Origin of the sequence: Acetobacterium sp. UBA5834 (genome assembly GCF_002435675.1) — a bacterium.
In the GTDB taxonomy this organism is placed as follows: Bacteria; Bacillota; Clostridia; order Eubacteriales; family Eubacteriaceae; genus Acetobacterium; species Acetobacterium wieringae.
Map to the genome: position 1 here is coordinate 71,921 of NZ_DJGY01000030.1, position 19,080 is coordinate 91,000.

Annotated in this window: 16 protein-coding genes and 2 riboswitches; of the genes, 11 read left to right on the forward strand and 5 right to left on the reverse strand. The window is 44.4% G+C overall.

The features are described 5' to 3' along the window. The first annotated feature begins 125 nt into the window (after positions 1-125). The 11 genes from B3F51_RS06785 to B3F51_RS06835 all read left to right on the forward strand — a co-directional run bounded on the left by B3F51_RS06785 (position 126) and on the right by B3F51_RS06835 (position 14,073). The gene (locus tag B3F51_RS06785) at positions 126-371 is read left to right on the forward strand and encodes a hypothetical protein (RefSeq protein ID WP_250935327.1); all 246 of its coding nucleotides are present in this window, start codon (positions 126-128) and stop codon (positions 369-371) included. A gap of 36 nt (positions 372-407) precedes the next feature. Then, positions 408-1,568 carry an ArsA family ATPase gene (locus B3F51_RS06790; RefSeq protein ID WP_286946213.1) on the forward strand — a complete coding sequence of 387 codons (1,161 nt, stop codon included), beginning with the start codon at positions 408-410 and terminating at the stop codon, positions 1,566-1,568. A 60-nt stretch (positions 1,569-1,628) separates the two neighbouring features. Further along, entirely contained in the window at positions 1,629-2,696 is a 1,068-nt protein-coding gene (buk, locus tag B3F51_RS06795) for a butyrate kinase (protein WP_286946215.1), read from the forward strand. A gap of 219 nt (positions 2,697-2,915) precedes the next feature. Next, the gene (locus B3F51_RS06800) at positions 2,916-4,145 is read left to right on the forward strand and encodes an aminopeptidase (RefSeq protein ID WP_286946217.1); all 1,230 of its coding nucleotides are present in this window, start codon (positions 2,916-2,918) and stop codon (positions 4,143-4,145) included. A 33-nt stretch (positions 4,146-4,178) separates the two neighbouring features. Further along, entirely contained in the window at positions 4,179-6,077 is a 1,899-nt protein-coding gene (phnD, locus tag B3F51_RS06805; protein WP_286946219.1) for a phosphate/phosphite/phosphonate ABC transporter substrate-binding protein, read from the forward strand. 205 nt (positions 6,078-6,282) lie between these two features. Continuing rightward, entirely contained in the window at positions 6,283-6,501 is a 219-nt protein-coding gene (locus B3F51_RS06810; RefSeq protein ID WP_070371298.1) for a hypothetical protein, read from the forward strand. Between the two features lie 38 nt (positions 6,502-6,539). Beyond that, positions 6,540-8,441 (forward strand): lectin like domain-containing protein, encoded by a 1,902-nt coding sequence (locus B3F51_RS06815; protein ID WP_286946221.1) that lies wholly within the window; start codon positions 6,540-6,542, stop codon positions 8,439-8,441. A gap of 245 nt (positions 8,442-8,686) precedes the next feature. Beyond that, on the forward strand, positions 8,687-11,329 hold the full coding sequence (locus B3F51_RS06820; RefSeq protein ID WP_286946223.1) for a cation-translocating P-type ATPase: 2,643 nt from the start codon (positions 8,687-8,689) through the stop codon (positions 11,327-11,329). Positions 11,330-11,496: 167 nt separating this feature from the next. Further along, positions 11,497-11,907 (forward strand): VOC family protein, encoded by a 411-nt coding sequence (locus B3F51_RS06825; protein ID WP_286946225.1) that lies wholly within the window; start codon positions 11,497-11,499, stop codon positions 11,905-11,907. Positions 11,908-11,983: 76 nt separating this feature from the next. Continuing rightward, positions 11,984-12,685 carry a glycoside hydrolase family 16 protein gene (locus B3F51_RS06830; protein WP_286946227.1) on the forward strand — a complete coding sequence of 234 codons (702 nt, stop codon included), beginning with the start codon at positions 11,984-11,986 and terminating at the stop codon, positions 12,683-12,685. A gap of 387 nt (positions 12,686-13,072) precedes the next feature. Then, positions 13,073-13,157, forward strand: a riboswitch (cyclic di-GMP riboswitch). Positions 13,158-13,240: 83 nt separating this feature from the next. Beyond that, positions 13,241-13,325: riboswitch (cyclic di-GMP riboswitch) on the forward strand. 70 nt (positions 13,326-13,395) lie between these two features. Beyond that, the gene (locus B3F51_RS06835; protein ID WP_286946229.1) at positions 13,396-14,073 is read left to right on the forward strand and encodes a poly-gamma-glutamate hydrolase family protein; all 678 of its coding nucleotides are present in this window, start codon (positions 13,396-13,398) and stop codon (positions 14,071-14,073) included. A 54-nt stretch (positions 14,074-14,127) separates the two neighbouring features. Here the strand turns inward: B3F51_RS06835 and B3F51_RS06840 are convergent, their stop codons facing one another. From B3F51_RS06840 to pgsB, 5 genes are all read right to left on the reverse strand, one after another. After that, positions 14,128-14,631 (reverse strand): hypothetical protein, encoded by a 504-nt coding sequence (locus B3F51_RS06840; RefSeq protein ID WP_286946231.1) that lies wholly within the window; start codon positions 14,629-14,631, stop codon positions 14,128-14,130. Positions 14,632-14,710: 79 nt separating this feature from the next. Further along, positions 14,711-16,366 (reverse strand): gamma-glutamyltransferase family protein, encoded by a 1,656-nt coding sequence (locus tag B3F51_RS06845; RefSeq protein WP_286946233.1) that lies wholly within the window; start codon positions 16,364-16,366, stop codon positions 14,711-14,713. Between the two features lie 48 nt (positions 16,367-16,414). After that, complete coding sequence (locus B3F51_RS06850; protein WP_286946235.1) at positions 16,415-17,416, reverse strand: CapA family protein; 1,002 nt, start codon at positions 17,414-17,416, stop codon at positions 16,415-16,417. Positions 17,417-17,430: 14 nt separating this feature from the next. After that, positions 17,431-17,886 carry a poly-gamma-glutamate biosynthesis protein PgsC gene (gene pgsC / locus B3F51_RS06855; protein ID WP_286946237.1) on the reverse strand — a complete coding sequence of 152 codons (456 nt, stop codon included), beginning with the start codon at positions 17,884-17,886 and terminating at the stop codon, positions 17,431-17,433. 22 nt (positions 17,887-17,908) lie between these two features. Further along, positions 17,909-19,080: poly-gamma-glutamate synthase PgsB (pgsB, locus tag B3F51_RS06860; protein WP_349680192.1), on the reverse strand; the 1,172-nt coding region annotated here is incomplete at its 5' end.

Genomic DNA, 19,080 nt, shown 5'->3' on the forward strand with positions numbered 1-19,080 from the left:
ACAGTTCTCTGAACTGTTCGCCTACACGTTACAAAATCGTTTGTGGAAACTGCACTCAAAGCGATCATTGTTCGATGTTTTTCATTTCACAATTACCAAAATAAGCTTATCAAGGAGGCTTAATAATGAACCGAGAATTTATTAAAAACATGATCCTGGCCAAGCAATATGAACGTGATGCGTTCTTGTCTCTGCTGTCCCCATCGATTGCCCAACATGTTTCGGTGATCGAAAAAGAAGTCAAAGGGATCGTCGTTGACCTGGCCAGGGAATGGGCGCTCGATGTGAGTTCAGCGGTAAGCACGGCTGAACAGGAAAAAACTGCGGGATCGGAGCATGACAAAAAAGTCAGAAAAGTATCTATCGATTAGTATTATTATGTGAAGATAAAAAAAAGGGGGAAGACCATGCGAATTATTTTATATACCGGCAAAGGCGGGGTCGGTAAAACCAGTGTAGCGGCGGCAACGGCGGTTAAACTGGCCAAAGACGGCAAACGCGTTTTGATTATGAGTACCGACCAAGCTCATAGTTTATCCGATTCATTTGGTGTAAAGCTTAAAAACACCCCGGTTAAGATCAGTGAGTTGCTCTGGGGGCTGGAGATTGATGCGATCCTGGAAGGGGAACAAGCCTGGGGAAATATGAAAAACTACATGAAGGAATTGTTGACGGCCCGGGCGCAGGGGGGCATTGAAGCCGAGGAATTACTGGTTTTTCCGGGACTGGAAGAATTGTTTGCATTGTTTAAAATTATCGACATTTACGAGGAAAACCAGTACGACGTGTTGATAGTCGATTGTGCGCCGACCGGCGAGACCCTGTCGCTGCTGAAGTTTCCGGAAATGTTTGGCAATATGATTAAAACTGCACTGCCAATGAAAAAAAAGGCGGTTAAGGTGGCAGGCCCGATGGTTGAAAAGGTTATGAAAATTCCGATGCCGGAGGATAATGTCTTTGATGATGTGGAACAATTAAATGAAAAGCTCTATCAGCTACAGGCGTTGATGACCAATAAGGAAATCCTCAGCATCCGCATCGTCACGACCCCGGAGCGGATTGTCATCAAGGAGGCGAAACGAAATTTTACCTATCTGCATTTATACAATTATACGATCGATGCCGTGATCGTCAACAAAGTCTATCCGGCGCTGGCTCTTGACGGGTATTTCAGTAAATGGATCAGTCTTCAGGAAGAGGGGCTTCAGGAAATTCGCGAGAGTTTTACCCCGGTGCCGGTTTTTACGCTGATGCTACTTGATCGGGAATTGATCGGTGAAGCGATCCTGCATGAAGCTGCACAGCAGATTTTTGGTGAAACCGACCCGGCTGGGATTTTATTTGAAGATACCATTTTTGAAGTAAAAAAAGAAGCTGATGGCTATGCGTTTATTTTAAACCTTCCGTTTGCCCAAAAAACGGATATGAATATGGGCCAGAAAGGCAGTGAACTGATGATTCAAATAAAGAATGAAAAACGCTGTTTTACCTTACCGGACGTCCTTCGCAATAAAACGGTGCAAAGTGCCAGATATGATCAGGGTAAGCTGACGATAAAATTTGCATAAAATAAGAATTGGGTTTACAATGGAAAAAAGCAATTAAAGTGAACAGGAGAACGGCAAACGATGCATAATTTTGTAATTTTAACCATCAATCCGGGCTCAACCTCCACTAAAATCGCAGTTTTTGAAAATGAAACCGAGCTGTTTAGCCAATCGGTTGAACATACCAGTACCGATCTGGAATCCTTTTTAACTGTAAATGAGCAGTTTGAATTCAGAAAAAAGACCGTTCAAAAAATTTTAAGTGCACACCGCTTTGATCTCAATCGATTGACGGCAGTGGTTGGCCGGGGTGGTTTGTTACCACCAATAGATGCTGGCGGTTACCGGATCAATCAGGCCATGAAAGAGTTGATTCTGAGTGGGCAGCTTTCGCCTCATGCCGCCAATCTTGGGGCCCTGCTGGCGGCGGCTATTGCCGATCCGTTGGGGATTCCTGCTTTTATCTATGATGCAGTGTCGTCGGATGAAATGGCAGATGTCGCCCGGCTTACCGGGTTTCCGGAGATTCACAGAAAAAGTCTCTGCCATGTTTTAAACAGCAAAGCAATGGGCCGGAAATATGCCAGCGAAATGGGAACAAGCTATGAAAAGTTAAATCTGATCATCGCCCATCTGGGCGGGGGTATTTCGATCAGCGCACACAAACAGGGACGGATCATCGATGTGATTGCCGATGATAGCGGCCCTTTTTCGCCGGAACGGTCGGGTGGCGTTCCCTTATTGGCCTTGGTGGAGCTGATTTATGAGAAAAACTATCAAAAAGCTGAGCTGTTAAAAAAAATCCGCGGGCTGGGGGGCTTGAAAGCCCATCTGGGGACTGGGGACATCCGGGTCATTGAAAAACGGATTTTGTCCGGCGATCGGCGGGCAAAGCAGGTTTATGAAGCCCAGGCCTATCAGATTGCCAAAGGCATTGGCGAAATGGCTGCTGTGTTAAAAGGCGACATCAATGGGATTATCCTCACCGGCGGGATGGCCTATTCGGAGAAACTCACCTCGATGATCAAGGCATACATTGCCTTTCTGGCTCCGGTTAAATGTCTGCCGGGAGAAAACGAAATGGAAGCCCTGGCTCTGGGTGGACTGCGGCTGTTAAGAGGAGAAGAAGAACCCCGGATATATCGTTGACAAATTGTTCCCAGTGTAAGCTTGGTTTAACTGCTTTTCACAAATTTTTCTTGTTTCTTTCTCTGATGAACGTGATATAATTTTTACAGTTGTGCAAATACGGTAAAATGAGAATTTTACAAAAAAGCAGCTGGTTTTTGCAGTGACCCGAAGCTGTCAAAACCGGCTTGGATTTTTTGTCAGGTCGCTCATAACGATATTTAAAAAGGGGGAGATCAAATGGACCATATGGAAAAACTGAGGGAATATGCCCGCCTGATTGTCCGCACCGGCGCAAACGTGCAGCCGGATCAGTTAGCGGTGATCAATTGTTCGGTTGAGAATTATGAATTTGGCCGAATGATTGTAGCAGAGGCCTATAAAGCTGGAGCCAGAGATGTAATCGTCTTCTGGAATGATGTCAAAACCAGCCGCCTGCGCTATGATCATGTCAGTCTGGAGGTATTGGGTAATATCCCTAACTGGTTGGCCGAATCCCGGAATTATTATGCCGACCAGAAAGCTGCGGTCATTTCCATTGTTGGTCATGATCCCGAAGCCTACAAAGGGGTGGCCAGCGAAAAACTGCAAACCAGCAGCAAGGCCTCGGCCAAGGCCTTCGAACCCTATTATAAAAAAATGATGAACAGTGAATTTCAGTGGTGTGTGGCGGCGGTTCCCGAAGCGAAATGGGCAAAAAAAGTTTTTCCGGAACTTTATGAACAGGAAGCCATCGTAAAACTTTGGGATGCCATCTTTGAGGCGGTACGGATCGGTTCAGGTGATGCCGTTACGGCCTGGCATGACCATAAGGTGATGCTGGCTGAAAAATGTCGAATCCTCAACCAGGCCCATTTTGATGCCCTGCGTTATAAAAATAGTCTCGGAACAGATTTTACCGTCGGTCTTCACAAAGATCACATCTGGGAAGGTGGCGGTGAGTTTACCCCGGATCAGGTTTATTTTTTTGCCAATATGCCGACCGAAGAGATTTTTACTGCTCCGGACTGTTATCGGGCAGAAGGCACGCTGGTTTCCTCGCTACCGCTTTCTTATCAGGGAAACCTGATCGAAAATTTCAGCCTGACCTTTCACGAGGGTCAGGTGATCGACTATCAGGCCGCCAAAGGGGCGGAATATCTCAAGATTCTGATTGAAACCGATGCGGGCGCCCGGCGCCTGGGTGAAGTCGCCCTGGTTCCCTACGATTCACCGATTTCCAATACCGGAATTCTTTTTTATGATACCCTTTTTGATGAAAATGCCGCCTGTCATTTTGCCCTGGGAGAATGCTACCCCACCAATATCCGGGATGGCGGAAAGATGACCAAAGATGAGCTGTTGGCATCCGGGGGCAACCAGTCCGATACCCATGTGGATTTTATGATTGGTACCAAGGATCTGGAAATCACCGGAATTACCGGTGATGGTCAGGAAATCTGCCTTTTTAGCAATGGCAACTGGGCGTAAAGCGCCATCAGAATTTAAGAACGGAGACAGATCATGGATGAAATAGCAAGAGATACAAATTTAGAAAGTATTCATCAGGAGGTTAAAACCATTACCCAAACTTCAGAAGAACTTAAAAGTAACATCAAGAACCTGGAAGAAAGCTCAAAGCTTTCCGTCGAAATATTAAATGAAAACAAGGCCACCATGAACAGTATCTTTAACCTGCTCACCACCATCGCAGAAAAAGACAAAACCATGGAAGATGAGAAAAAGGAAAGTGTCAACAGTGAACTTTTTTCCCTGCTGGAGACCATGGATTTTGATATCAAAAAACTGAGCTGGTTTTCTGAAGAGAATGTCAAGGTCTTTAATACCATTGTCGAACAGGCCAATGAAATTGCCAAACTCAGTGAAGAAAATGCGGCCAGTACCTATGAAATCAATTCGGAAATCAATCATTTTACCCAGGTGTCCAGTAAGCTTCAGGGAAACATTGTCAGAATTGAAGAAAATTCCAGCCAGTCTGTTGAGATGCTTAACGAAAACCGCGCCACCATCAGCAGCATTTCCGATTTGCTACTGGATTTGATTGAGGGGGTTAATCAGGCGTCAGGGATTAACAATGAATTGGACGGTTCATCCAAACAGATCAGCAAGTTTGTCGATTATATCAAGGATATTTCCCGACAAACCAATCTGTTGGCGCTGAATGCCAGTATTGAGGCGGCCCGGGCCGGAGCAGCCGGCAAGGGCTTTTCGGTGGTGGCTGAAGAGATCAAGCGGCTGTCAGACAGCACTGCCACCTTTGCCACTGAAATTGAACAGATTGTCAATCAGGTGATTGTCGAAGTGGATCGCTCCAATACTGCCATTGAACGCTGTACCACCCGCACTAAAGATATTGAAGGGGCGGCCCAGAAATCCGGGGATGTCATCGAAGATATTCAGAAAGTCCTGATTGAGTTGAATCAGTCGATGAATGAGATCAAGGAGATTTCCAGCGTCCAGGTGAATACTTCCCATGGCATTCAGTCATCTGTTGCCAAGGTGTCGGATGCGGTGGATACCACGCATCGGGTGACTACCAATACGATCAGCACGATTGTGACCCAGAAGTCAAAAAATATTGAGTTGCTGAATTATTGCACCAAGCTTTCAGAAATGGCCAGCAATGTACAGAAACTGACGGCTAAAAATAAAAACAAAGATGAAATCATTTTTGGGGTCAATCCCTTTACTTCTCCGGAAAACATCAAAACCATGTACGTACCGATTCTGAATGCAGTTTTCAAAAAGATCGGCTATAAGGTGCGAACCATGATTGTTAAAGACTACGATGCCCTCAGTGAAGGGATGAAGGAAGGGATCATTGATGTGGCCTGGTTTTCGCCCTTTGCCTATGTCAATGCCCATGAGAAAATTGGCATTGAACCATTGGTATCGCCAAAAGTTCATGGGAAAGTATCATACAACGGCTACATTATCACCCGCAAAGACAGCGGCATTACCAGCTTAAGCGGCTTGAGAGGTCGCAGTTTTGCCTATGTCGATGAAGGCAGTGCTTCTGGTTATCTCTATGCCCAGCATAGTATTAAAGCTGAAGGCTTGAATCCCAAGACCATTTTCAGCAAGACGGCCTATCTTGGCAGTCATGATAGTGTCATCAAAGCGGTGCTGTCCCGGGAATATGATGCGGGAGCCACCTACAACGAAGCCATGGAAGAGGCGGAAAAAAGCGGCATCAATCTGGATGAATTTCGGATTATTGCCAAAACCCCGGACATTCCCAAGGATGCCATCGCTGTTAATCCCATATTACCAAAAGAGTTTACTGAGCTGTTGAGACAGGCTTTTGTGGACTATGTCAAGGCGCCCAATATCAAGTCTCCGGTTGAAGGCTTTGTGGAAAGTGATGATGCCAAATACGATGTAATCCGGGAAGTGATGTAGGGTGTTAGAATAACAGATTATGGGGTATAACTTCCTAGAGTAGAATAATGGGAGGTTGATCATGATCGGATTGATTAGTAAAGCACTGGTTCTGGATCATAACAAGATAACCGCCGAAAAAACCGGCGGTTATTTTTTTAAACAGAGCGGGTAAAATTATTTAAAACAGTGTCAAAATGACAAAAACCGACTGCAGGAGGAGAGAATGGAGAAAGTAACGGATATTAGAAACAAATATGCCCAGGAAATCACAGAGATTCTTTTTTTATTAAAGGAAGTGGGAAGCGGACGAATCTATGGCTTTCCCGGCAACTGTACTCCGGGAGATGACGAATTAAAGACCAACGTCGATACCCTCACCGAAAAATTCAATGATTTGCTTGATAAGATTGAGTATGGAAAGGATTTCGGAACGGGGGAGTAAACGGATTTAGATCCGACTAAATGAGGAGCGAAGCGAAGATGAAAAATAGTCTCAAAAAATTACTGTCATTACTGCTGACCAGCTTAATGCTGACGGTTTTGATCCCGGGTAGCGGCTGGGCAGAAGAAGAAATTACCGAGCCGGGTATGGCTTCATTAAATCCGGCGTTTGTTCAATACCAGGAGGATGTTAATGCGGGAACCCTCAACACATCAATCATTGATGGTCACGGTCGGGGTTATATCCCCCCACCACTAAAACGTTATGAAGGAATGGCTGATACAGAGATTACTTCGGCACAAACCCTGCCAGCCGCCTTTGACCTACGAGAGACGGGCCGGATTACAGCGGTTCGCAGTCAGGGCGATTATGGCAGTTGCTGGGCTTTTGCCAGCCTGGCTTCGTTGGAATCCTATATAAAAAAAGATACAACCGTTGATTTTTCTGAAAATAATCTGATGTGGAACAGCGGCTTTGACGGAAGCCCGGATGATGGGGGGAATTATTCCATGGCCACCGCCTATCTGGCCCGCTGGAGTGGCCCGGTCAATGAAAGCAGTGACCCCTACGATACCCCGAAAAAAACCGGATTATCTCCGGTTTATCATGTTCAGGAAGTGAAATCGATTCCCGAACTGCCATCGGCGATCAAGCAGGCACTGATGGATGGCGGGGTGCTTTATACTTCGATGTATTCAGTACCTCTGGATGGAGAAGAGTATTACAACCCGGACACCTTTGCCTTTTATTACGATGGTACGGAAGAACCTGATCACGATGTGGCAATTGTTGGTTGGGATGACAATTACAGCCGGGATAATTTCAGTAAAAAACCGGAAGCTGATGGGGCCTGGATTATCCGTAACAGCTGGGGCGCGGATTGGGGAGATGGCGGTTATTTCTATATGTCCTATTATGATACCTATGCTGGCAGCAATGTGACCGCTTTTCATAATGCCGAAGCGACCAATAATTATAGCGCTATTTATCAGTATGATCCACTGGGTAACATCTCAGCCATGGGTTACACGGACGGAGACAACACTGCCTGGGGTGCCAATATCTTTACGGCAACAGCCAGCGACAATCTGATGGCTGTGAGTACCTATGCCTTAACCCCCGGAACGTCAGCTGAGATCAAGGTTTATACGGATGTGAATGATGGCAAGCCAAACAGTGGTACCTTACGAACCACGCAGACGGAAACCTTTGCCCGGGGCGGTTATTATACAATTGATCTGGACAATCCGGTGGGATTGGTCGCTGGACAAAAGTTTGCGGTGGTTGTTAAATACAGAACCCCGGGAACGAACGATTCAGTACCGGTAGAAAGCCGATTTGAAAACTACAGCAGCGCTGTGACGGCCAACCCCGGAGAAAGCTTTACCAGTAATACCGGAACTGGCGGTTGGTATGATACGTCTAAAAAAAGCCTCAGTAATGTGTGTATCAAAGCCTTTACGCAAAGCCGGGATACCTTTGCAAATTGTCTTTATCGCACCCATGTGCAAGATCAGGGATGGCAGAACTGGCAGAGCAATGGTGGAGTCAGCGGTACCTCAGGAGAATCCTTGCGATTGGAAGGTATTGAAATAAAAATGGACACCAGGGGCTATGATCTGGGGATTGAATACGCTACCCACGTCCAGAATCAGGGCTGGCAGGAGCTAAAAAGCAATGGCGTCATGAGTGGTACCGAAGGTCAGTCGCTGCGGCTGGAAGCCATTAAGATTCAGTTAACCGGGGCTGATGCGACGCAGTTTGACGTCTATTACCGGGTTCATGCCCAGAATGTCGGTTGGATGGATTGGGCAAGTAATGGTGGGGAAGCTGGCACGGCGGGCTTTGGTTACCGGTTGGAAGCCATTGAAATTCAGGTGCTGCCAAAGGGGTCACCGGCACCGGGATTGACTGGTCAACCCTTTCTTGAAAATAAGTAACAAAAAAATCCGGAGTATTATCTTGACAAAGATAATACTCCGGGGTAAAATAAAACAGTTATGAGGGAGTAATTTGCGCAATTTGCGTGATAAGTCAACATGCATGGTAGTAATACCTGGCTTATCTTAATGAGTGAGACTCATGTACAGTTTTTCTGTACTTGGGTTTATTTTTTCCAGGTGCAGAGGCATCTGGTTTTTTTATTTTTTGGATAACCAGGTGTAGATTTTTGAAGGAGGTTTGAATGAAAACGTATTTGCAGACGGCAGAAGAAGTGTTGGAGGATTTAAACTCCAGCAGTGAGGGCCTCTCCCAGGCCGAGGCCAGCAAGCGGCTGGAAACGAATGGGAAAAACAAGTTGGATGAAGCCAAAAAAGATTCATTGGTGGTACGGCTTTTTAATCAGTTAAAAGATCCGATGATTGTGATCCTGATTGCTGCTGCCGTTATTTCGGGCATCACGGCAGCTTATTCCGGCGAATCCTTTGCTGATGTGATCATCATTATGGCGGTGGTGATCATTAATTCAGTACTGGGTGTGTATCAGGAAAGTAAGGCGGAAAAGGCCATCGAGGCGCTTCAGGCGATTTCAGCAGCCACTTCCCGGGTCAGGCGGGATGGTAAGATCTGTGAAATTAAAAGTGAAGATCTGGTCGTTGGGGATGTAATATTACTGGAAGCCGGAGATGCGGTGCCAGCTGACGCCAGATTATTGGAAAGTGCCAGTTTAAAAATTGAAGAAGCGGCTCTTACCGGAGAGAGTGTTCCGGTGGGGAAGGTAGTTTGCGCACTGAATCTGGGTGATCAAAAAGATATTTCGCTGGGTGACCGCAAAAACATGGTGTATATGGGCAGTGCCGTGGTTTATGGCCGGGGTTTAGCAACCGTAGTCGCCACCGGGATGCAAACGGAAATGGGAAAGATCGCTGATGCCATTACCCAGGCCAAAGAAAATGCCACACCACTACAAATTAAACTGAATCAATTAAGCAAGGTGCTAAGCTGGTTAGTATTGGGAATTTGTGTCTTTATCTTTGCCTTAAGTCTGGTACGTTTGTACCTGGGCGACGGCATTACCGGGATCGGTGTTCTGGATACCTTTATGGTGGCGGTATCGCTGGCGGTTGCTGCCATTCCCGAGGGGCTGGCGGCGGTGGTCACGATTGTGCTCTCCCTGGGGGTGACCAATATGGCCAAAGAGAAGGCGGTCATTCGTAAACTCACTGCCGTCGAAACCCTGGGCTGTACCCAGGTAATCTGTTCGGATAAAACGGGAACCCTGACCCAAAACAAGATGACGGTGGTAGATCACTTCGGTTTTGATGAGCATTTGCTGGGAAGAACGATGGCCCTGTGTAACGACGCCCATTTAAATGAAGCCAACAAAGCCGAAGGTGAGCCCACCGAGGCGGCGCTGGTTAATTATGCTTTTTCACTGGGACTAAATAAGCGAGCGATTGAAGAACAAACGCCCCGGGTGGGCGAGGCACCCTTTGACTCCGGCCGTAAGCTGATGAGTACCATTCATCAAATGGCAGATGGCAGCTTGACCCAGTATGTAAAGGGGGCTCCCGATGTACTGATCTCCCGTTGTACCACCTATTGGGATGGTAATGCGGAGTTACCGCTGACCGATGCTATTTGCGAAGAAATCAGACAAGCCAATAAAAGTCTGGCGGACCAGGCTCTGCGGGTGCTGGCTGGAGCCTTCCGGAACTGGAAGACCATGCCGACCGATCAGTCACCGAATTTTCTGGAGCAGGAGCTGTGTTTTGTTGGTTTAACCGGAATGATTGACCCAATCCGGCCAGAAGTAAAAGATGCCATTGCCCAGTGTAAGTCGGCCGGAATCCGAGCGGTCATGATCACGGGTGATCACCGTGATACGGCGATTGCGATTGCCAAACAATTGGGGATCATCACTGATTCCAAAGAAGCCATCACCGGAGCCCAGCTGGATGAAATCAGCGAAGACCAGCTGCAAAAAGAAATTGGCCATTACGCAGTTTATGCCCGGGTTCAACCGGAACACAAGGTAAGGATTGTCAAAGCCTGGCAGAAGCAGGGGATGATTGTCGCTATGACTGGTGACGGCGTCAACGATGCGCCATCCATTAAAACGGCTGATATCGGAGTAGGAATGGGGATCACAGGCACCGATGTGACCAAAAATGTGGCCGATATGGTACTGGCAGACGATAATTTTGCCACAATTGTCAATGCCGTTGAGGAAGGGCGGCGGATCTACGATAATATCCGTAAAGCTATTCAATTTTTGCTGTCTTCTAATTTATCGGAAGTTATCGCCATTTTTGTGGCGACTCTGTTGGGTTTCACGATTCTCAAGCCAGTGCATTTACTGTGGATCAACCTGATTACAGATTCCTTTCCAGCCATCGCTTTGGGCGTTGAAGGAGAAGAAGCCGATACTATGAAGCATCCGCCCCGGGAATCTCGGGAAGGTGTTTTTTCCCGGGGACTGGGAGTCGATGTGATCTGGCAAGGCGGCATGGTGGCCGTGGTGACCATCGTCGCCTATTTTGTCGGGCATTATATCGAAGCCGGAGTCTGGGAAATTGCCGAAAGTGCTGATGGTATGACCATGGCCTTTTTGACCCTGTCGATGGCAGAGATGTTCCATTCGCTGAATATGCGTAGCCGTCGCCAGTCGATCTTTAAGATGCAGCACCAGAATAAATTCTTGTTTTTGGCCATGGCGGTTTCGCTGGTATTGACCACGGCAGTTATTTATATTCCCAGCATTGCCACAGCATTTGAGTTTGAACCCATCAGTCTAATGGAATACTTTGTAGCTATGGCTCTTGCTGTAGTGGTGATTCCAATTGTTGAAATAGTAAAATATTTTCAGAGAAAACTGGGGATCTAATCGTTTCATATTATTGCCGTCAGTCTATGGGCATCTGCAAATTTTATTGCAGGTGCCCTTTTTCGGTTAACTATATTTTTTATAAGTGGCATAAATATTTGATGATGGGGTATGAATAGGTATAGAATCAGAAATTAATAACCGATTATCAGAGAAGGAGAAAAAAGATGAAGATTGGTCCCTACATTAATTTTCCGGGTAATTGTCGTGAAGCGGTGATGTTCTATGCGGAAGTATTTAAGACAGCGGAACCGGAGATCATGACCTTTGGCGAAATGCAGGTAGATCCGAACTTTCCGATGACGGATAACATCAGAGACCTGGTTGCCAATGCCCAAATGGATATCAGAGGAAACATGATTATGTTTTCGGATGTACCGCCAGGCATGTCTTTTATTAAAGGGAATAACATTACCTTGATCATCACAGACCATGATGTGGAAGAAATCAAACGACTGTTTGGTCTATTGAGCAAGGGCGGGTCGGTGGAGATGTTACTGCAGGAAACCTTCTGGAGTAAAGCCTATGGATCTTTAACTGATAAGTTTGGCATCGGATGGCAATTTTCTGCCGAATAAATCAGCATAAAATTAAAATTTCTTAAAATCGAATAAAGTGACATAATTAACGGCATAATAAGGGAGGACGTTTTAGATGAAGAAGTCATTGGTTATGCTATTATTTATTCTGGGATGTTTGTTGATTGTTATTATGGTGTATCTGTATCGGGCGAATTCGTCATCTTATCAGGGTAGCACTGGCTCAGAAAGTGAAATGCAGCAGGAAAACTTTGATATCTTTGATGAAACAATCTGGGCAGTATCTGATAAAAATCTAGGGAGAACCTGGCTGAATCCCCAAAATATTGAGATCAATGATGGTTTTCTGAAGATCAGAATGCCAGCCAATAGTCTGGAGGGGGGAGAATTGGTTAAACGGCAAGCCGTGACCTACGGCAGCTACGAAACCCGGATGAAATTGCCGGTGGCACCTTCATCGATTACGGGTTTCTTTCTTTACGCCCCGCCGGATTATTTTTATGAAATTGACATTGAAATACACAATACTAAAGAAGGAAAGCTGCTTCTGACCACCTACGCTGATGGCGAAGTCCAGAATGAATATGTGGGAGCGTTGGGTTTTGATCCCACTGCCGCTTTTCATAATTACCGTTTTGACTATACCGAAGATCAGCTGGCTTTTTATGTGGACAACAAGTTTATTCTGTCATGGCAGGACGGATTCCCGGTGGGACAACCGATGCAGCTGATGGTCAATACCTGGTACCCCAATTGGCTGGCAGGAACTCCAGTTCCGGATGATCAGGTATTATTGGTTGATTGGATTCGATATTAGTTAGAAAAAATAAAATTAATTAGAATGACTATTTCCAGAATAGGTATAATACCATCGACAGTGAAAAACCAGATTAATTTATGTGCCAAAGAACGATGAGGGCAATCTTATTCAGTAAAAAATAATCTTCGTTAAAAGTATGATTGTAATTGGATTATTCTTAAATTAATCTTTAAATAATAGCGATTCCAGATTATGGTTAATAAAGAAGAAATGTAAGAAAGAATTATTCGCCTTGATTATATCATCTAAAAAGCCTGTAATATGCTATTTCGAATCGTAGACATATTATAAAATGTTAAAGATGGAATTTTTTTGATATATTCAGCTTATTTTTAAAATAAAATCTATTGCAAAAACATCGCGATTGTGAAATAATGCTCTTAACAAAAGAAAAGGCAAATTCAATGAAAGTTGAAGACGCAAAACCACGGGCCTAATGTCTTAAGACGATGGTAGCCGGGTTACCGGAAAATATTGAACTCAAACTTCTGTTTCGGTAATGCGTGATAGAAGTTTTTCTATTTTAAAGGAGGTCTTGATATTCATAAAACAATACGATAATGGCAAACCCAACGAAAGTTGGAGACGCAAAACCACGGACCTAATGTTGCAAGACGAAGGTGGCCGGGTTACCGAAAGAATATTGAGTATTCGCTTCATTTTCAGTTGAAAATTGAAGCTTTTCTATTAAAATGGAGGAACCTATCATGAAAAAATCGAAAATTATGGCTGTAATCGCAGGCTTATTTCTGACTTGTGCCTTGGCACTACCAGTTCAGTCTGTCAGTGCTGCCGATTTATATGCAAATTACGGTGAATTGTCGGCTGTGAAGGTTCAGGGAACTGATTATAAAATCGCATCTCGGAATACTACTTCTGATCTGGCAATTGTTGCGATCCACGGTGGAATGATTGAACCTGGAACCAGTGAATTAGCCGATGCCATTGCCGGCTCTAATTATAAATTCTATGGATTTTATGGTATAATGAAAAGTGATAATTTTTCTTTGCACATCACTTCAACAAATTTTGATGAACCAATTGCTCGTTCTTTAGTACAAAGCAGTAAAAAAACCCTTAGTGTTCATGGATATTCAAGTTCAGAAAAACTGACCTATGTCAGTGGTCTTGATACAACGATGGTTAACAAAGTTAAGGAAAGCTTAACAGCTGCTGGCTATCAGGTCGCAGATCCTCCAGGATATCTTGCGGGCACAAGTCAAGCAAATATTGCCAATGACAATTTGAACCATGCTGGTGTTCAGATTGAATTATCCACAGGATTAAGAGCAACTTTCTTTTCAGCTTTGACATCAAAAGGTCTTCAGTCAAAAACACCTGAATTTAGCAAATACGTCAATGCGATCAAAGCTGGGCTGGTATAAGTTTTAACTTCTACAAATAAAAAGATGGCTTCCGTTTATAGGAAACCATCTTTTTTAATGCTTAATTTCTTTCATGGCAATTTTACAAAAAGAATGGGTGCATCCCTCGAGGCCATGATCAATAAACTTGAGTTCATCGGCCAGTACATAGTTATAATGCAGTCTTTTACGTCCATTAGGACAAAGATCATCGGGTACCCCCATGAAAAATTCAAGATTTGAAACATTGGGATCTTTATCCATACAGGGTTTACAAATATTCGCCTGGCAGAATTCATAAAAATCATCAAAATCAGATAGATCCCATTGAAGAACCACCGCAAAAGAAGGGCGGGGCGTATTACGGATATAAATCCCTTCATCGGTATGAGGATTAAAGTCATAATAATCGAGCTCGTCATCCTTGTTCTTCATCTGTTGATAGGCAGCTCGTAACAGTCCATAAATTCTCTGGGCTTCGGCATCAATTTTACAATTATCCTTTTCCGTTTCATCTTTACCTAGAATTAACTTATTAATTTTTGATAGCATTGATTGTAGTTTAGAATCATCTTTCATCAAATTTCCTCCTTAGTTTAGTTAGGTTTATTTAAGGGTGTGAAACAGCAGTAATGCTCTTTGGGGGATTCTGATTCTTTCAGTTTCGATTCCATAGCCAGGAGGCATTCCGTCGATCATCAGCGCCACCGAGTATTTTATTATTCAGATAATCAACATAAAGTGAATTCACCCCGCCATAAAACAGGGGATTGTCATATCTGATAACAGAATAACCCATTTCGCGGAGCTGCTCCTCGGTTGCGGTGGTTAAATAATTGTCTTCCACGTAAACTGAATTCTGATCATTGAAAAAACGAGGTGCATCAATTGCTTCCTGTAAAGATTGGTCATATTTGAAAAAACGCTCAAGCACCTCAGTTATCATCAAAGGAATCCGTTTACCCCCGGGACTGCCGATGCCCATAACGGGTTTTCCGTGTTTTGCTAAAATCGTTGGTGAAATATAAGACCGGGGTCTTTTTCCGGCTTCGGCTTTATTCAAAGATGAAGCATTGGTAGAAAAGTTTTCCATGTGTGCATTCATAAAAAAGCCGTCGACATTTTTGCCAGTGCCAAACCAGTAGGTTAAGGTATTGGTTACAGAAACCATCATCCCGTTTTGATCGCAAATGACAAAATGGGTCGTATTTTCCTCTCCGTTGCTTTCTGCAAGGCTATCCACCGTTATTGTTTGCGTTAGGTTGACAATCGGCGTGATTTTTCCAGCTAATTGGGAAATATGATCTGCCGATGTCAATTCGGTACTATCGACATTATAAAAATTTGGATCAAGGACATTCTGATATCGATCATTATAACTGACCTGGGTTATCTCCGATAAGAGCGTGATGTATTCCGGAGAATCGACCGGATATTTGCTTAATTCAAGTTTTTCTGAAAGCGCCAGCATTTGAATCAGCGTAACACCGCCGGAAGAAGGTGCTGAAGAAAAGACCTCATATCCATCAAAAGACCCCATAGCGGGTATTCGTTTTTCAACCTGGTAGGATGACAGATCCTGCAACGTTACACCGCTGTTGCTTTTGGCGATTTGATTGGCAATCTCTCCCTGATAAAAGTCGTCTGAACCATTTGTCTTGATTGTTTCCAGCGTTTCCGCCAAGGCTGGTTGTTTAAGCTGATCACCTGCTGAGATTGGAGATCCACCCGGAAAAAAAACGTCACGCACAGCAGGGTCAATTTTAGCTTGGGAATTCGTGATCATTCTTACAAGTAGGGGGGTAACTACAGCACCTTCTTTAGCCAGCTTTATGGATGGATCAAGCAGATCAGCCATCGACAATTTTCCAAAATCCTGATGAACTGCTGCCATCCCCTTGACAAAACCGGGAACAGCGATTGAACCAGAGGTATTTACCGGGGATGACCCCATATAATCGTAGACGATCGGATCAGTTCCATCAGCAGGATAAACCAGCATAATGCCACCGCCTCCAATACCTGAGGCAAACGGCGAAATAACCCCTAAAGCATAGGAAACGGCAATCGCCGCATCCACCGCACTGCCGCCTTGTTCAAGAATCTTCATACCAATCTCTGTTGCCTCGATATTGTCCGATACAACGCCATAACCAGGACTTCCTTGGCTGTTTGTACCAAGATAAGCATTCATGTTTTGGTCATGATTTGTTTTGTTGCTATTATTAAGCAGGAGCATCAGTCCCCCAAAAAGAATACAGGCGGTTGCCAGGGTAAGAACAGCAATTTTTGTGAGATGTTTATTTGCTTTCAAGCGATCAGTTCCATCCTATCTGATTATGAAATATAAAGTGGGGTCTTCTTAGTGAAGTGTAAAACTGAGAACCCCATTGGTTTCAGTTGTTGTAATGGTATCAGGCAGTTCGCGGGTAAGCACGTCGAAGATGTTATGTCGATTAAGGACTTCGGTTAAATTGACGGCGGGATGAGGTCGGCCATAAGTCAAACTCAAGGGAATAATGCTCATAGTGATCGAGGAAAAATTAGCATCAGTGGTATATTGAATAATGGCACTGTCTTGTGTACTTGCATAAACCTCACCATGCAAAAAATTACCTAAACTATACATGATTACCGTATCCTGATAGATTTCAATCGGTTGAAGAACCCTGGTGTTATGACCAACAATAAAATCAGCCCCAGCATCACTCAGGGCTTTGGCAATGCTACGTTGGCTGTCACTGACTTTGGTGGTGTATTTTTCGTACCAATTAATATGGACAACGACGATATCGGCATTTAATTTAGCCTCTTTAATCCATTTCAAATCGTCAACAAATCTGGCTTCTGAAGTTCCGAGTGTAGCTACGGTTACATCGTTGATCTGTTGATAAACGACATTGTCTTCACCAATGGAGCGGGTACCCACATAGGGTAGGTCATTTTTTTCCAGAATGGTTGTTTCGGCTGCGGTTTCATCATAAACGTCAACAACCGAGAAATGAGAATCAGCTAATAATTTAGCTTCGGTTTCAGTAAAGGTACCTATCACATTACCTGTCACATAATCAGATGTTTCTAAATAACGGATGACATCCTGGGTGATTTTGGTAGTTCCATTGTCGTTAATGTATTTTTCATAGTAGTCATTAAAGTTAAGATCACCAGTAAAGCTAGCCGTAAATGTGCCGGTTTGAGTCACCACTTCAGGTTTTCCCTGAACCAGAACCTGATCCATAGCCGGTATAAGAATTAGTAAAAACAGCAGGATGGCGGTTGCGATCAGGGTATGCGGTGTTGTTCTTTTTTTGTATTTTTTGGTAAAACGAAGGACTTTCATCTTAAAAGTTAACTTTTTATCCATATCGGCTACCCTAGTTATACAAAAATAGCATTATAGCCAAATAAAAGTAAAAAAGTTGCCGTACTGACGATCACTGTACTGATCATGGTGTGCGCAAAGCCTTGTCGATCAATGCAATTGGCAATGATGCCGGGGACAATAACGCCAATTCCGGTAATTGCAAAAAATTCATAGGGCAGATAGGGAACCATAATGCCGAGCAGGGCCGTAATAATTACCGCAACCGTGATCATCGCCAAAAATTTTCGGCGGCCGTACAGGATTACCAGGCGGGCAACACCATGGGTTACGATTAAATAAGACAGGCAGCTGATCAACAGCATAATCAAAATGGTATAGGGGTGATTAAACATTAGGGCTATATATCCGGCCACCACTAAACCAGCTGGCAGAATTCCGGTTGCTTCGGTATAGATCAAACTGATCATAGCACCGATGATAATGGCAGTATACAATTCGGTTCCGTACATTTTATCTTCTCCCTTGTTTGATTTATTTTGTGACTAATTCAGGTTCAATATTTAATAAAGCTTCAATGAATTCCTCGGCGGTGCCATGAATATTGCCAACCCCGAAGATGACTTTACCGGCAAGCTTGGTTTCAAGATCTTTATATATATCAAATCCATTTGCAGTTTTGGCATCATAAAATTCATCGGTTTGAATTTTTCCTGCATTATATTCATCCAGAATCGGCTTCGTGCTGGAACCCATACAGATAAAAAGATTGCTGGGTAAATATGGGAAAACATCCTGAGCAAACTGCATCGATCGGTCAACACGATCCGAACGACAATTCATGACAACGGCTGAGTTATTACAGGGATAGCCCAACTCATCGGTTCGTTGCCAGATTGCCAGTGTTGAAGTCGCATCATTGGCGGCAAAGGCATTCACAAAATAGGTTGTTTGGCCATTGATCGACAAGGTATGGATACGCAAGGCCCCGGGATCGGGGTTTGCTTTTAACATCCCCCTCCAGGCTTTTTTTTCGTCAATATTCATGGCTTCAGCAGTAGCCAGCGCCAAGGCGACATTTTCCGGAAATACGATGTAACCAAACTGACGCATTTGTTCCTCGGTGATTTGCGAAGAATCGGCGACAAATACCTCAGTATCTCGAGCTTTAGCAATATCTGTAAAATACTGCTGATAGGGTCCGGTGGCAATGACCAACTTACCATGATAAGGAATGGTAGCCGTGAATGCTTCAGCAATGTTGTCCAGGGTAGGGCCCATCACATCCATATGATCTTCAAGCACATTGACGATCACGCCAACTTGGGCCTGGACCATCTGCTTTTGAAAAATAATTTGATAATCCGGATTTACGGCCATGCATTCACTGACCAGCGCATTCGCCCCCAGATTAGCGACCTTGGCGACAACCCGACGCTGTTCTCCGATATTTGGGCCTTCCGGTCGTCTTTTGATGGGAGTTTCCTCAGGCGAGTTCCAATACATCATTCGCGCTGCGGTTCCGGTTGTTTTGCCGATTACCTGATATTCAGCCTCCGCTAAAACGCCGGTAATCAGTCGGGTAACGGTTGATTTTCCACGGATTCCGTTAACATTAATGCGAAGCGGAATCGCTTCGACATTTTTTTGATGGGTTGCTTTTTCACGAATTCCAAGAATTAATAACTCAACTTTCCCAGCTCTAA